We start from the raw sequence: 15,110 nt of genomic DNA, 5'->3' as shown, positions 1-15,110 counted from the left end.
CGTAAACACCGTAACTTTAACACTATCACAAAAAATGGAAGACATCGACCCAAGGAAATACGTCAAAGGACTGGCACTTCAAAATTCCAGGGAATCATTCATTAGCGAAGGCGAGCGTGAAATACTCTCAAGAGACCTGACAACAACGGAAATCGAAACGAAGACGGATGTCGAACAATCGTTCATGAACGACAAGAGTCTGGTGTCGTTTGTTTCGGAAGTATCTGACCAACGCCGGCAGGATGTCCTGCATTCGGTGTTATTGGCCCAGCTTGCGGCCAATAAGAAGTTTCCGGAAGAGGATCAAATCAAAGATTGGTATAACGAATTTGTAAATGTGCTGAGCAATATCGGCTGGGCGATGCAATCCGCGAGTTTTACGCCGTTTACGTCGGAAGGCGCTACCATTGAGGTCGATAAGGCCATTATTGACCTGGTTGCGGCTGCCGTCGGAGGCTCGGCGCTCGTACCGCTTGTCACCAAAACCCTGGATGCGATCAAAGGGCTCAGCGATACCAGTGGAAAATTCATCGCCTTTGAAAAAAATACCCATACCGCCACAAAGGGCGCTTTCCAGATCGGGATCGCCAAAGAGGTGAACAACACGGTGGCACTTCAACTAGGCACTTTTCTGATAACATCATCCGATACGATCAAGCAAATTCTGTTTTTCAAATCCTCCAAGTCCAAAACAACCCTCGAATTCTGTTCGCGGGTCGGTACGCTCGATGAAGCCGTTTACGCCACTATCCGCGACGCGGTACAGGCGAAACTGGGCTTGAAGGCAACCGATTTTATTGCGGGTATCGATATTAGTTAAAAATGCCTTGCTGAACAGCTCATATGGCGGCCGCCAGGGAAGCGGCCGCCCGCAAAATCCACCCCTTTGTGGGTAATAGCGCGGGCAGTTTTGCCCCTATGCAGTGCGCCTTGATTTATTTCATATTTTTATTAAATAAATCAAACCCTGCTCTATCATGAACACAGCACCTGAGACTCATCAGATTACCCCGTCGCGCATTATGGAAACCGCAACGGCTTTCTTTGCTTCCAAAACGCTCCTGAGCGCGGTTAACCTCGGCATTTTTACTGCGCTATCCGGTAAATCCCTATCCGGCAAGGAGATACAGAATGCGTTAAAACTACATGACCGGGGAGTTTATGATTTTCTGGATGCACTCGTAGCACTCGGCTTTTTAAACCGCGAAGGCTTGCTGGATACGGCCAGCTATTCCAATGCGACCGACACTGAACTGTTTCTCGACAAAAACAAACCTTCCTACATCGGCGGGTTCGTGGAAATGGCCAACGACCGTCTGTATCCTTTCTGGGGTTCGCTGGAAGAGGCCTTACTGACCGGCAAACCGCAGAATGAGATCAAGCACACGGGCAGGTCGATGTTCGAAGAGCTTTATGCCAAACCCGAACGCCTGAAACAGTTTATAGATGCCATGTCGGGTATCTCCCTCGGCAATTTCATGGCACTCACGCGGAAGTTCGATTTTTCACCCTACTCGACCCTGTGCGATGTTGGTGGAGCAGCGGGTATCTTGTCTGTCGAAGTAGCCCGGCAATACCCCCACATGTCCTGTACTTCGGCGGATCTGCCGGCTGTCGAGCCTATTGCAAAGGAGTATATTGCGACAAAAGGCATGAATGGGCGGGTGAAAACGGCAAATGTAGATTTTTTCACAGACGAGTTTCCCAAAGCGGATGTCATTACAATGGGCATGATACTGCATGACTGGGACCTACCTAATAAAAAAATGCTGATCCAAAAAGCCTACAATGCTTTACCAGAAGGCGGCGCGTTCATCGCTATCGAAGCGTTGATCGACGACGACCGCAGGAAAAATGCATTCGGCCTGCTCATGTCGCTCAACATGCTGATCGAATTCGGGGTTGCATTCGATTTCACCGGCGCTGATTTTGAACGATGGACAAAAGAAGTCGGATTCAGCAGGGTCGAGGTGATTACCCTGGCCGGACCGTCCAGCGCGGCGATTGCTTACAAATAGCCGTAATGCAAAAATCCCGGCCGAAGAGACCGGGATTTTATATATTACAGATTAGCGTCGGTTATCATCAGCCTTTTCTTTCAGCTTCTTGCCTTCCTTTTTAGTGGCGTCGTAGGCTTTTTCGGCACCGTTTTCAACCTTTTTGGCGCCTTTTTTCACACCCTTTTTGGTCGCTTTGTACGCTTTCTCCGAGCCATCTGCTACCTTTTCGGCACCTTCTTCGGCCTTGTCGCCCACAGCGTTAGCCCCTTTCTTAATCTCCTTTCCTGCCTTACGGCCTGCTTCTTTGGTCTCGGCTGCGGCCTTGTCTGTTTTCGATTTTGCGTCATCCTGCGCGTAAGCCGCAGATGACAGGATGGCGAATGCCACCAAAAATGCTAATTTCTTCATCATTTTTTAGTTTATCGTTTCTCAGCCAGATGGCCGACACGGTTAAACAAAAACCATTCCCGAATTTGCTTACCCACGACGATCCGTCCCTCGGATCGACAAACCTCCCCCATTTAAGTAACCGTTAACTAATAAATTTAACACAAGGCGATTAACTTCTACTACATTCTCACTTAGATCATAAAACTAGTTCGATATTCTCGACTTGGTTCAGTATCACCTTCTAATCAACAACCGCAAAAATGAATTTCAAGCAACGCCTCAGCAACCTTTCCGACCAACCGGACATTCTGATCATTATCACCGATCAGGAAAGAGCAACCCAACATTTCCCTGAAAACTGGGAGCGGGAAAATCTCAAGACCCTTACCTTTTTGAAAAAGAGAGGTTTCAGTTTCGAAAGGGCATTCTGCAATACCTGCATGTGCTCTCCCAGCCGCTCCACGCTCCTTACCGGCCTTTATCCCGCACAACACCACGTAACGCAGACACTCACCGAAGGCGGAAGATATTCACCCGCCGAAATCGAACTGGACAACACCCTGCCCAACATCGCCCGCATGCTGTTCGATGAAGGCTATGATGTACAATACCGCGGAAAATGGCACGTAAGCAAAGGAGCCGATGGCGGTAGTCCGGCCGCTTCCGACATTGCCATGTACGGTTTCAGGGGTTGGATCGCGCCCGATGCCGGAGAGGACACTGCTCCCGAGAATTTTGGCGGCGGCTTTGCCAACCACGACAAAGCATATGTGCAGCAGGCCATTGCATACCTGCAGACTGTTCGGGAAAGAAGGGGGAAAGGCGACAAACAACCCTATTGCCTGGTCGTATCGCTCGTCAATCCGCACGATGTGCTTTGTTATCCCAAAGGTTTCAATTACGGCTATAGTGATGGCTTCCTGGAAGGCCCCATCGCGCTACCGTCGACTGTAGACGAAAACCTTGCCACCAATGGCAAACCTACCGCACAGGCGCAGGTGAAGGCGACGGGCGCGTTAAGCCTGGGGCCGCTGAATACGCCTGAGAAGCAAACCAACTATATTAATTTTTACGGAAACCTGTTACGCGTAGTCGATACGGAGATCGGATTTCTGATCAAAGAGCTTTACCAGGAGGTGGACGGCGGCAAACTGGCCGATCAGGCGCTGGTCATCCGCCTGGCCGATCACGGGGAAATGGGCATGGCGCATGGAGGCATGCGGCAAAAGGCATTTGTGGTCTACGAGGAGGCAACGCGGATCCCGATGGTGTTTTCCAACCCTGTCCTGTTCCCCGAGGACGCCGATCATAAATCCACCCATCACCTGGCTTCGCTGATTGATATCCTTCCCACAATCGCAGAGATTACCGGGGCGGCCCGCCCGCAAGGCATCAGAGGGACCAGTCTCCTGCCATTACTCGAATCCGACCAGCCCGTACAGGAAGCGCTCCTGTTTACATTCGATGATACCAAGGCCAGCGCTTCCAATAAACCGAGTGTGGTAAAAGCGGCAAACCGGATTCGCGCCGTGCGTACCAATGACTGGAAATACACTCATTATTTCGATGCGCTCGGCGGCTACCCCGATGAGTTTGAGCTATACGACCTGCGGACGGATTCAACCGAGTACAATAACCTCGCTTATAACCGGGAATATGCCGGTGTGAGAAAGAAAATGGCTTTGCTGCTCGAAGAACAGGTGAGACAGAAACTGCTGCTCAGCCCCGAGCCGTTCGACAAGGAAAAATTCCTGGAATGGTACGACCGGCAGGGAGTGTAGTCAAGTTATCGTAAGCCGCGGCATTCAGACCGCTGACAGTCAACCGAACGGCGCGGCTTGCAAACTGTTCATTTTCGAACAGAAAAACCATTGCATTTCATTAACAATCAATTACTTAAAACACAGGAACGAATTTTGCACGGCCAGCATGAACCCAATCCGGACCCGATGTTAAAAAACTATCTCAAACTGGCTTTTCGTAACCTGGTTAAAGACAAATTTTACAGCCTGATCAATATCCTCGGGCTTACAATAGGCGTTACCTGCGGCATGCTGCTGTTCCTGTATGTGGCCGACGAGCTGAGTTATGACCGTTACCACCAAAAGGCATCCCGGATTTACCGGATTGTTTCCTACATCCGCGAACCCGATAAAGTCAACAAGTGGGTCAGCACCCAGCCGCCGCTTGTTAAAACTTTGAAACAGGACTACCCGTTTGTAGAGAATTACGTGCGGTTTTTCTCCAATGGCCGGATGATGTTCCGCCAGGGCGAGCGCCAGTTTTACGAGGAAGATGTTTACGCCGTCGATTCCACTGTTTTTGATGTTTTCACCTACAATTTTATTGAGGGCAACCCCAAGGCATTACAGCAGCCGGGCAGCGTTGTACTTACGCGGCGGGTGGCCGAACGCTTTTTCGGCAAATCCCCTGCCCTGGGCCAGATTCTTCAGACCAACGACAGCACCTCCTATAAAGTCACGGGCGTAATCGAAGATGTGCCCAAAAACTCCCATTTTACATTCAATGCATTGGTTTCGCTGGATCAAAACCAGCGCAATGCCGACGGATGGGGCGGGTTTTATATCAACAGTTATTTGCTGCTATCTGAAAATGCGGACCTGAAAAAGCTGGAAGCGGGTTTTCCCGGCCTCTATGAGAAGTATATGTCCGGCATTTTCAAACGAATGGGCATTCACATCACTTACCAGATGCAGCCGCTCACCAGCATTCACCTGCATTCCAAATTCGACGGCGAATCGAACGGCGATATCGGTTACGTGTACACATTCAGCGCAGTAGCGTTCTTCATGCTCCTGATTGCCAGCATCAACTACATGAACCTGGCGACAGCACAATCGGCCAGGCGCGCGAAGGAAGTGGGCTTGCGAAAAGTAATGGGCTCGCTCAAAGGGGCGCTGATCCGCCAGTTTCTCACCGAATCCATTCTGATCACGCTGATCTCGCTCGTTGCCAGCCTTATTCTGGTTGCATTGCTGCTGCCGTTTTTCAATAATGTTTCCGGAAAGGCGATCAGTTATATGCAGCTGCTAAGCCCGCAATTTGTCATCATTGCCTTGTCGGTTGTCGTGTTCACCGGCCTGGTCAGCGGGAGTTACCCGGCATTCTACCTGTCGTCTTTCGAGCCAGCCAATGTATTGAAAGGCACATTTAAAGCGCGGGGTGGCGGTTTTTTCAGAAAAGCGCTAGTAGTAACGCAATTCTCCATCTCGCTGATCATGCTGATCTGCACCTGGATCGTCTATCAGCAGCTCAACTACATGCGCAACAAGGACATGGGCTACGACCGCGAGCAGGTCCTGACGATCGATTTCCAGAACAACCAGCCCAAAGACAAATACAACGCATTCAGAAAAGAGCTGCTCGATAACCCGAATATTCAGAGCGTAGCCTCCGCGTCGGCCCCGGTGAGCAACATCGGCGGCAGGATCATTTTCACCGTTGAATCCAACACGGGGATGAAAGAAATGGCTTTCAAACCGACTGCGATCGATCACGACTATCTGAAAACAATGGGTATAAAGCTGGTAGAAGGCAGGAATTTCTCGGACGAATTGCCCGCCGACACTGCCAACAGCGTGCTGATCAATGAGGCTGCCGTGAAACGGATGAACTGGAAAGAGCCGATCGGCAAAAAGATCATGCTCGGCACCGTACCGGCCGACGGCAAGAACCCGCCCCCAACGACCCAGGTAGCTGGCGTCGTGCGCGATTTCCACCAGCAATCGCTGTACAACCCTATTGAGCCGCTGATCATGGTTTACCGCAGGGCCAACGGGGTAATCCACATCAAGATCAAGACCCACAATACGGCGGAAACCCTGGAATATATCGGTCAGAAATGGCGGGAAACTTACCCCGACAAGCTGTTCGAATACCGCTTTCTCGACCAGGATTTCGCAAACGCCTATCACGCCGACGAGCTGCGCGGCAAGATCTGCACAACATTTTCGGCTCTGACGATCCTTATCGCCTGCCTCGGACTGTTTGGCCTTGCGACATTCACCACCGAGCAGCGGGTAAAGGAAATAGGAGTCCGAAAAGTACTCGGCGGATCGGTTTCCAGTGTGGTATTGCTATTGTCGAGGGATTTTACCCGCCTCGTGTTATTCTCTTTCCCCATTGCCATACCGGTTGCCTATCTGGCGATGAGCCGCTGGTTGCAGAGCTTCCCTTACAAAGCCGACATGAGCGTATGGATATTTGTCGCTTCCTGCGTGGCTACGCTGCTGATATGTTGGCTGACGGTCATTTACCAGTCGCTGAAAGCTGCGCTGGCCAATCCGGTGAAGTCGCTGCGGTCCGAGTAAAATGTGCATGCCGGACTAAACCTAATTTCCGGGTAATCTGTTGGTGGTGATAAAGTGTGCCGGATTCGCCTGTTGCGAACCGAAAAGGCCCTCACATCAACAGATTATCATGAAAATCAGTCAATACGGAAATGGCATTAAGTCCAGTCGGATAGTCGCAGCGTGGTTGTTCACTATTTTGGCCGGCGTGCTGTTTTCCTGCAAGGTAAGCGTGCCGCACGAGCACGATGGAAGTTCGGCTTATAATGACCTGCTGACACGCGGCGGCGATTCTGCAACGGTAGCCGGACGTTATGTCGGTTTGGAAAACACAATCAATTTCAGGGACCTGGGCGGGTTGAAAACCAAAGACGGAAGAACCGTCCGGAAAGGCTTCATCTACCGCTCCGACAATCTTTCAAAGCTCGAAACCGCCGATTTCGACCGGTTCAACGCGCTACACATCGCGACCGTGTACGACCTTCGCACCGACCATGAAATCGAAGGCAAAGAAGATCATTTGCCCGCCCATGTAGCCTACAAGCACACGCCCGTGGTCCAGGACAATGCCGGGGAAATCAAAGGTTTAAAAAAACGGGTACTAAATGGCGAAATCACAGAACAACAGGCCAAAGACATGACGGCCAGGTTTTACGCCGACGCGGTGACGGTCAACATTGGCAATGTCAAGGACATTTTAAAACAGATTACCAGCTCGGGCCAGCCGGTACTCTACCATTGCTCGGCGGGAAAAGACCGCACCGGTATCATATCCGCATTGCTGCTCTCCATTCTGAACGTTGATCGCCAGGTGATCGTCGACGACTTTATGGTTTCCAACTATTACCGCCGCGACCGGGCAGAGAAAACCCTCGGCAAGGCAAAACTGGGGCGCATTATCAAGCCGAAACTGAATATGGATGCCATCGAAGTCCTGTCGACCGTCGATGAAAGTTTTATCAATGCCACATTCAGCGCCATCGACAGTACCTACGGCGGCATGGAGCCGTTCATCGAAAATGAACTGGGTATAGACAAAATGGCCCGGAAGGCCCTGATTGAAAGATTAACTTACTAAGACAAGCCAGCAACACGGGCTAATAGGCCTCATATTCGAGTAGCTGGGTGCCAAAACCGGTTCTCATCCGCTTCGTCACCCAGTTTTCCGAGTTGTATTCGTAGGCATAGGATGCCGAGACGACCTCCGAGGTGAGGTGGTTCGTTACCGTAAAATCGACGACGTTGTTATTGCTCGCAGGCACAGTCAGATAGCCTTCCGGGTAAAAACTGAACATATTCTTTTTGTCGTCGAAAGTGAGGTGGGTGGTGGTAGTGGTGAGCACGTCGCTGGCATTAAAGTGTCTGATTTCGGTAATCTGGCCTGCCGAATTGAAGGCATAGGCATCCGTTCCGTGAAAAAGCGAGCCATTATCCCAAAACTTTACTTCAACGACATTGGCAGCAGGGTAGGTAAAATACCAGATCCCCGAGGTACAGGTAGGACCGCCCACGCAGTACTTTCTGATCCGTTCGATTTTACCATCCGGCGCCCGCAATACCTCATGACCAAGATCGTTCAATGGAGCCGGGAAGTTTTCTACGGCCTGAACCAGCCGGTTGTCGGCCGTGAAGTCGGTAAATGCAACGTCATACGGCGTGATCATCCCCACGGGTTCGAAAACCTCGGTGGCGAGCCGGTTCATCGCATCGTGGGTGTAGCGGTAAGTGCCGTAGCCCACCCGTTCCAACTTAACGACCCTGACGTTACCGGAGGGCACTTCGTGATCTTCCAGGGTACAGGCGACCAGGCCCGTCAATAAAAAAGCGACAATAAAAATGAATTGGTACTTCATAATCTCAGGACGTTTAAGTATTGCTGAAATTACCTAATAACGATCGACGCTTTTAGCGTAAAAATACGGGTCTGATCACCTGTCGGTTCGCTGCATTTTGAAGCAGGGCTCATGGAAAGATTGGAAATATCCCGCCGCAGACGCTACACCGATGGCGCTAAAATTCACGTGAGCAAAAAAAATGCTTAGTATTGCGTATGAAAAGTAGCGTACGATTGGCCTTTCTTGGAGCATTGCTGACCATATCCGGATGTATCAAACCGGAAGCAGAAAATATGGAGGCCGATATCCTGGCGATGATATTGCCCGACTCTGTCCTGATTTCCCCTCCTTCCATTACCAATACCACCGTTACGGCATTCGTCAATTTTTCGAAACTCAACATCAAAGCCGTCGCGCCTCAATTTACCCTTACGGAAGGCGCCAGCATACAACCGGCCCCGGGCACGCCCAGGGATTTTTCCAAACCGGTGTTTTACACGGTCACATCCCAGGATGGGCATTGGAAGAAAGAATACCGGATCAGTTTGCTGCAAAATGTGGCGCCGGACAGTTTCATGTTCGAAAACTGGACGGTCAATCCCGATGGGAACTACTACATTCCCTATGAACTGGTCGAGACCGAGCACCAGAATATATGGGCGTCGGGCAACAGCGGCTTTTCGCTGATTGCCCCGGAAAAGCGACCGGAGGCCTACCCTACCCAACGCAGTACCGACGCCTCCCAGGGACAATATGCCGCCTACCTGGAAACCAAATCTACCGGCGCTCTCGGCGCGATCGTAGGGATGCCCATCGCTGCCGGAAACCTCTTCCTGGGTAGCTTCGACGCCGCAAAGGCAATGACCGCACCGTTGGAGGCGACCATTTTTGGCGTTCCGTTCAATAAAAAACCACTACGATTGACCGGCTCGTACAAATATGTTCCGGGTGGGCCTGTGACCGATAAAACAGGCAAGCCTGTGACGCCCCAGCACCAGGATCTGTGCGACATTTATGCGGTACTCTTCAAGGCCTCTGCGGAGAAACCCTTCCTGAATGGGGCCAACGTGCTCACCGATCCCAGTGTGGTTGCCGTAGCCCAGCTAGCGTCCGGCGTCGCGACGCCTGGCACCGGTTATCGTGCATTCGACCTCCCATTCAATTATAAATCCGAAGTGAATGAAGGTGACCTGGCTGCCTTTGCCTATAAAATCGTCGTTGTGTTTTCTTCCAGCAAGAATGGCGCAGTGTTTGAAGGCGCTGTCGGTAGCAAGTTATTTATCGACGATGTGAAGATCGTAACACAATAGCATTTGAAATGATCCCCATGAGACGTCTCCATCTGTTGATCTTTTTGCTGGTCATTACGCTAGAAACCACGGCCCAGGACGGAAAGAAGATCTCGTTCAATGTTCGGGCAGGATTCTCAGTCGGAGCGGCGGCGCCTGCCGGCATACCGGCTTCGATCCGGAAAATAGAATCTTACAATCCGGGGTTCCAGCCGGCCCTGGAAGCGTCGCTGGGTTACCGTTTTTCTGCAAGATTCGGCCTCGCTACCGGTGTGCGTTTTGAACAAAAAGGTATGACCACGGATGCACGCGTTAAGGCTTACTATACTACTTTCAACGAAGAAGGCACCAGCGGAACCGAGTCTGTGACTGGCTATTTCACCGGGCGGGTCAAAACCAAAGTCAAAAACAGTTATCTCACGCTTCCCTTGCATTTAACTTATCATAACAACAGCTCCTTCACGTTCAAAGGTGGCGGATTTGTATCGCTGCTGCTCGATAGCCGCTTCTCAGGCGACGCGCGCGACGGCTACATACGCGACCAGACACCCATAGGCGAGCGGGAGGATATCGACGCCGCTTCCTACGATTTTTCGGAAAATGTCAGGCGGATCAACGCCGGTATCGAAATCGGCAGCGACTACCGGCTCAGTTCCAGCTTTTTCGCTTCGGCCAATCTGAACTACGCATTGACGCCATTGATGGAGCCCGGTTTCCGGAGCATCGATTTTGGCATGCATAATATCTATCTTAACCTCGGAATCGGATACCGGTTTCACTGAACGCTATTTAAAACATGATGAAATCACCATTTTTGCCCGGCCTGTTGCTTACCGCACTTTTGTACTCCTGCGCAGGCAGCAAACCGGGCCCCGCTTCCGGCTCCAAGGCAATAGAAGTAGGAATAGATCTCGTGAACGTTGATGCCGACCGTGTACGCGTCACCGTCACGCCACCCGCGCAGACAGGCGAGGCAGCCACTTACAATTTTCCGAAAATCATTCCGGGTACGTATGCCATTGCCGATTACGGGCGCTACGTCCAGGATGTTCAGGCATTCGATAAAAAAGGTAAAGCACTGCATGTGACCCGCACCGATTCCAACGCGGTCACCATTTCGCCAGCAAAGAAACTTGCCCGCATTTCCTACCTGGTAGGCGATACTTTTGATACGGAAGTGGAAAGCAATCCTTTTGCTGAAAACAACAAAACCATCTTCTCTCCGGCCGGGACCAATATCGAAGCCGGAAAGCATTTTCTGTTGAATATGGCCGGATTTGTAGGCTATTTTTCAGGACAAACCGAAACGCCCTACCGGATCACCGTTTCGCATCCTGAAACCCTGTATGGTACTACCGCGCTTGTTGATACCGACAATGACATCCGCAAAGATGTGTACAATGTCCCTCGCTACCCCGATGTGGTCGATAACCCCGTGATGTATGCCGCACCGGACACTTTCTCTTTCAAGGTCGACGGAATGGAAGTACTGCTGGGCATTTACTCACAGCGAGGCAACATTCACGCAGCGGCATTGAAGCCGGACCTAGAAAAGATGATGCGCGCCCAGAAGAAATTCCTGGGAAAAATGAATGATACACCAAAATACGCCGTGCTTACCTATGTTTCGTCGGGCGCTCAAAACGACGCCAAAGGCATTGGCGCATTGGAACACAATGCTTCCACGACGGCCGTTTTCAGAGAACCGATGAAAAGCAAGGACCTGATCCATGTGATTAGCCACGAGTTCTTTCATACCATCGCCCCGCTGAAAGTGCATTCAAAGGAAATTCATTACTTCGATTTCAATGCACCCAAAATGAGCCAGCACTTGTGGTTTTACGAGGGCGTAACCGAGTATTTTTCCAACCTTTTCCAGGTAAACCAGGGCCTGATCGGCGCGGATGCATTCTATGATATGATGGCTAAAAAAGTGGAGCAGTCGCACTCGTATTCCGACAGTCTCTCCTTTACCGAAATGAGCCGCAATATCCTGGACCCCAAGCTCAAACCCCAGTATCCGAATGTGTATGAAAAGGGCGCACTCATTGCCATGTGCCTCGATATCGTGATCCGCGAGAAAAGCCAGGGCCAACGTGGCCTGTTGTGGCTTATGGGCGAATTATCCCAAAAGTACGGTCCGCAAAAACCCTTCGACGACGCCGAGCTGATCCCGGCCATTACGCAGATAGCCGGACCGGAAGCAGGTGCATTTCTTGATAAACATGTCGTGATGGGCGAACCCATCAGCTATGAGGATTTTCTGGGCAAAGTCGGACTCAAAAAACAGAGCATCCCCTTCCCAGAGCCCATTGTCTTTCTTCGGAACGATGTCATTTATATTAAGCCTGATGCCTCGCGTACCCATGTGCTGGCGCATGCGGCCGACAACCAAAACGAATTCTACAAGAGCCTGGGCATTCAGGACAATGATATTTTCGTGGAATTCAACGGGATACCCGTCGATCCGAAAAACCTGATGTCGCTGGTCTACCTCGGCTACGACCTCGACGAAGGAAGCCCGATCACCGTCAAAGTGAACCGGAACGGCCAGGATTTGGAGCTGAAAGGCACTGTCAAACTCAACTATAAAGACGGCGACGGTTTCCGCTTTGGCGACGATTCGAAAAAGGCATTAAATGAAGCCTGGCTGAAAAACTAGCCAGGCCCGTGTGCACGCAGCGTTACAGGATCTCGATATATCCTTCCGTTCCGTGCACACGTATTTTTTGTCCGTCCCTGATCAGCCGGGTTGCATTATCCACCCCTACCACAGCCGGTAAGCCGTACTCGCGGGCGATCACCGCTCCGTGGGTCATCAATCCCCCTACTTCGGTCACCAGGCCTTTGATCGAAACAAACAACGGCGTCCAGCTCGGATCAGTGAATGCAGTTACCAGAATGTCGCCGGGTTCCAGGTCAGCGTCTTCCATGTTCAGGATCACGCGCGCCCGTCCTTCGACAGTACCCGCAGAAACCGCCAGGCCGCCAATGGCCCCCTTTGGCAGATTTTCGTGCTTGTGTTTACCTCTGATGATCTCACCATCGGATGTCATCACACGCGGCGGGGTCAGTTTTTCAAAGTACCTGTACGCTTCCTTTCGCTCATTAATAATTTGATAATCTGCCTTTTGTGTACGGATCAGCTCTCGTATTTCTTCCAATCCAAGATAGTAAAGATCTTCCTTTTCAAGAATAACCTTTGCCTGCACAAGCCGCCCCGCCTCCTGCATCAGCGCCTTTTTATACTCAAAATACCTGCTTATGATGGCATATTTAGGATATTCGCGGTAACCTGCCAGGCTGCGCAGCAATCCGATCATCCGCCTGGTTTCCTCCGCTTTTTCCTCACCGCCGGGCAATTGCCGCAGCCGGCTCAACAAGTCGGCTTCTTTTCTGGCCGCTTCCTGTCGCCCTTGTTCAAATTTCCGCTTACCGGCGCCGGGCTCCTGGTTTTTGATATTACTGAGAATCAACGGAATCAGGATAGCAGGTCTTTCGCTCCACCGGGTCCGTGTGATATCGATCTCGCCCGCACAGCGCATGCCGTACTTCGCCAGAAAGGTATTAACCGCCTCCAATGCCTGCATTCCGCCTCGCAGCATGGCCATCCCATCCGGAAAGTTATCATTAGCCGCGTCCTGCAAATAGCTGACGAGCTCCGGATAGGGCCTGATCGCATCCGCTACGTCCAACAACGCCAACCCCATCTCCGAAGTCACGTTGTTCGGGACCGATTGCGAAAGCGCGTCGGCTACATTTTTTTCGCCTAGCCACTCGTTCATTTTTTCATTGATCCAAAAAGCGGCATTCATTGCAGTCACGATCACGCCAAAACTCTGTGGGTCGGCCTGGCTTTTCCTTTGCTGGAAGTCGTCCAGGACAAAATCGATAAGATCGGTTCCCGATTGGGTCCGGATGTTTTCACTTAATGTCCTGATAGAAGCTTCGCTACGTGCGATCAACTCGTTCACAATGGAAGGATCGTAGGCATTGAGGCTGAAAAAATCATGCGGCGGCGGGCCTTGGGCCGGTTGGCCGGGACCGGGTTGTTCCATGTTGGCTTTGACAAAATCTCCCCTTTCCAGAAGTTCCGTTACAGCAGCCCTGACGAGCGGATCGGATTTGCCCAAAACATCCAGCACTACCTTTCTCCCGGCAGTCGAAAGCAGGTCCTGCGCGACATCGATAAAAATTCGGCCGCCCGCAGTGGCCATCGGGCGTGGCGAGGTCAGCAGCCATGTCGACAACCCCAGCGGCTTCATCGCGTCCGTCATCATCTGCTGATGGCCGACCGATACGTAAATGCGGTTTTCCGTATCATTTGCTACCGGGACCGGGTACAAAGTCGTAATAGGGCGGCTTTGCACGATGTAAAATTCATTTCCGGCCAGGCACCATTCAATATCCTGCGGACTGCCGAAATGCGCTTCGATCTTCCTGCCGATCTGTTCGAGGCGCACAATATCCGCGTCGGCCACTACCTGCCGGCCCTGCAATTCCGGATCTATTCCCTGTTCTGTTGTTCCACCGCCCTGGACAGCAAAAATGCCCTTACCCTTGGAGGGCACGTTCTTTTCAATCACCTTACCGTCGCGCACCTTGTAGTTGTCCGCATTCACCAGCCCCGAAACCAGCGCCTCCCCCAGTCCGAAGCCGGCATCGATGGACGACACTTTTCTGTGCGCACTGACCGGATCGGCGGTAAACAAAATCCCTGCCGCCTCAGGAAAAACCATCTTTTGAACCAGCACAGCCAGCCGCACACTCCGGTGATCAAAACCATTCTGTATGCGGTAGGTGATCGCGCGATCGGTGAAAAGCGACGCCCAGCAGTTTCGGACATGCTCCAAAATGGCGTTTTCCCCAATGACATTCAGATAAGTATCCTGTTGTCCCGCAAAAGAAGCCCCGGGCAAATCCTCTGCCGTGGCACTCGACCGCACCGCAAAAGCACCCTGATTTCCAAGCCGCGAAACATGGCCGACAATCTCCTCCCGAATGTCGTCGGGAATATGCAGACCTTCGATCACTGCCCGGATTTCCCGGCCCGCCTCACCGATTTCCTTCCTGTTTTCAACCGTCAGAACCGACAGCCGGGACAAAAAGCCATTCGTAAGTTGCTCATCAATGACCTTTTTAAACGCTTCGGTAGAGATACAGAAACCATCGGGCACTTTTATTCCTTCGATCCTGCAAAGTTCTCCCAGGTTTGCGCCTTTCCCTCCGGCGATCGCGAGCATGGATCTATCCAGCTCTTGAAAATCAATTACATAAACTCCCATA

General features: G+C 51.5%; 11 protein-coding genes. 8 read left to right on the top strand and 3 right to left on the bottom strand.

Annotated elements, in window-relative coordinates; genetic code table 11:
* Positions 1-34 precede the first annotated feature (34 nt).
* A complete protein-coding gene (locus AAHB90_RS10870) occupies positions 35-820 on the top strand; it encodes a hypothetical protein (RefSeq protein WP_342085042.1) in 786 nt (261 codons plus the stop codon).
* A 157-nt stretch (positions 821-977) separates the two neighbouring features.
* Complete coding sequence (locus tag AAHB90_RS10865; RefSeq protein WP_342085040.1) at positions 978-2,018, top strand: methyltransferase; 1,041 nt, start codon at positions 978-980, stop codon at positions 2,016-2,018.
* 51 nt (positions 2,019-2,069) lie between these two features.
* Here the strand turns inward: AAHB90_RS10865 and AAHB90_RS10860 are convergent, their stop codons facing one another.
* Complete coding sequence (locus AAHB90_RS10860; protein WP_342085039.1) at positions 2,070-2,411, bottom strand: hypothetical protein; 342 nt, start codon at positions 2,409-2,411, stop codon at positions 2,070-2,072.
* 239 nt (positions 2,412-2,650) lie between these two features.
* On the opposite strand from AAHB90_RS10860, the gene AAHB90_RS10855 reads away from it, so the two are divergent.
* The 3 genes from AAHB90_RS10855 to AAHB90_RS10845 all read left to right on the top strand — a co-directional run bounded on the left by AAHB90_RS10855 (position 2,651) and on the right by AAHB90_RS10845 (position 7,778).
* A complete protein-coding gene (locus AAHB90_RS10855) occupies positions 2,651-4,171 on the top strand; it encodes a sulfatase-like hydrolase/transferase (RefSeq protein ID WP_342085038.1) in 1,521 nt (506 codons plus the stop codon).
* A 168-nt stretch (positions 4,172-4,339) separates the two neighbouring features.
* Complete coding sequence (locus AAHB90_RS10850) at positions 4,340-6,721, top strand: ABC transporter permease (RefSeq protein ID WP_342085037.1); 2,382 nt, start codon at positions 4,340-4,342, stop codon at positions 6,719-6,721.
* Positions 6,722-6,830: 109 nt separating this feature from the next.
* Positions 6,831-7,778 (top strand): tyrosine-protein phosphatase, encoded by a 948-nt coding sequence (locus AAHB90_RS10845; protein ID WP_342085035.1) that lies wholly within the window; start codon positions 6,831-6,833, stop codon positions 7,776-7,778.
* Positions 7,779-7,797: 19 nt separating this feature from the next.
* Here AAHB90_RS10845 and AAHB90_RS10840 read toward each other — a convergent pair whose 3' ends face one another.
* On the bottom strand, positions 7,798-8,553 hold the full coding sequence (locus AAHB90_RS10840) for a hypothetical protein (RefSeq protein WP_342085033.1): 756 nt from the start codon (positions 8,551-8,553) through the stop codon (positions 7,798-7,800).
* A 197-nt stretch (positions 8,554-8,750) separates the two neighbouring features.
* Between AAHB90_RS10840 and AAHB90_RS10835 the strand changes: the two genes are divergently transcribed.
* The 3 genes from AAHB90_RS10835 to AAHB90_RS10825 are packed head-to-tail and all read left to right on the top strand — an operon-like array spanning position 8,751 to position 12,486.
* Positions 8,751-9,845: a PCMD domain-containing protein gene (locus AAHB90_RS10835; RefSeq protein ID WP_342085032.1), complete on the top strand. Its 1,095-nt coding sequence runs from the start codon at positions 8,751-8,753 to the stop codon at positions 9,843-9,845.
* Positions 9,846-9,862: 17 nt separating this feature from the next.
* Positions 9,863-10,606: a porin family protein gene (locus AAHB90_RS10830; RefSeq protein WP_342085031.1), complete on the top strand. Its 744-nt coding sequence runs from the start codon at positions 9,863-9,865 to the stop codon at positions 10,604-10,606.
* 14 nt (positions 10,607-10,620) lie between these two features.
* Positions 10,621-12,486 carry a M61 family metallopeptidase gene (locus tag AAHB90_RS10825; RefSeq protein WP_342085029.1) on the top strand — a complete coding sequence of 622 codons (1,866 nt, stop codon included), beginning with the start codon at positions 10,621-10,623 and terminating at the stop codon, positions 12,484-12,486.
* A 22-nt stretch (positions 12,487-12,508) separates the two neighbouring features.
* Here the strand turns inward: AAHB90_RS10825 and ppsA are convergent, their stop codons facing one another.
* The gene (gene ppsA, locus AAHB90_RS10820; RefSeq protein ID WP_342085027.1) at positions 12,509-15,109 is read right to left on the bottom strand and encodes a phosphoenolpyruvate synthase; all 2,601 of its coding nucleotides are present in this window, start codon (positions 15,107-15,109) and stop codon (positions 12,509-12,511) included.
* Between the last annotated feature and the right edge of the window lies 1 nt (position 15,110).

It is taken from the genome of Dyadobacter sp. OTU695, assembly GCF_038440355.1.
Taxonomy (GTDB): Bacteria; Bacteroidota; Bacteroidia; order Cytophagales; family Spirosomataceae; genus Dyadobacter.
Note: the sequence above shows the minus strand (reverse complement) of the source record. Positions and strands in the feature narration are given on the sequence as shown.

Coding starts and splice junctions, on each gene's coding strand:
- ppsA (WP_342085027.1), bottom strand. CDS start 15,109: ATGGGAGTTTATGTAATTGATTTTCAAGAGCTGGATAGATCCATGCTC.
- AAHB90_RS10845 (WP_342085035.1), top strand. CDS start 6,831: ATGAAAATCAGTCAATACGGAAATGGCATTAAGTCCAGTCGGATAGTC.
- AAHB90_RS10870 (WP_342085042.1), top strand. CDS start 35: ATGGAAGACATCGACCCAAGGAAATACGTCAAAGGACTGGCACTTCAA.
- AAHB90_RS10830 (WP_342085031.1), top strand. CDS start 9,863: ATGAGACGTCTCCATCTGTTGATCTTTTTGCTGGTCATTACGCTAGAA.
- AAHB90_RS10860 (WP_342085039.1), bottom strand. CDS start 2,411: ATGATGAAGAAATTAGCATTTTTGGTGGCATTCGCCATCCTGTCATCT.
- AAHB90_RS10865 (WP_342085040.1), top strand. CDS start 978: ATGAACACAGCACCTGAGACTCATCAGATTACCCCGTCGCGCATTATG.
- AAHB90_RS10835 (WP_342085032.1), top strand. CDS start 8,751: ATGAAAAGTAGCGTACGATTGGCCTTTCTTGGAGCATTGCTGACCATA.
- AAHB90_RS10840 (WP_342085033.1), bottom strand. CDS start 8,553: ATGAAGTACCAATTCATTTTTATTGTCGCTTTTTTATTGACGGGCCTG.
- AAHB90_RS10855 (WP_342085038.1), top strand. CDS start 2,651: ATGAATTTCAAGCAACGCCTCAGCAACCTTTCCGACCAACCGGACATT.
- AAHB90_RS10850 (WP_342085037.1), top strand. CDS start 4,340: ATGTTAAAAAACTATCTCAAACTGGCTTTTCGTAACCTGGTTAAAGAC.
- AAHB90_RS10825 (WP_342085029.1), top strand. CDS start 10,621: ATGATGAAATCACCATTTTTGCCCGGCCTGTTGCTTACCGCACTTTTG.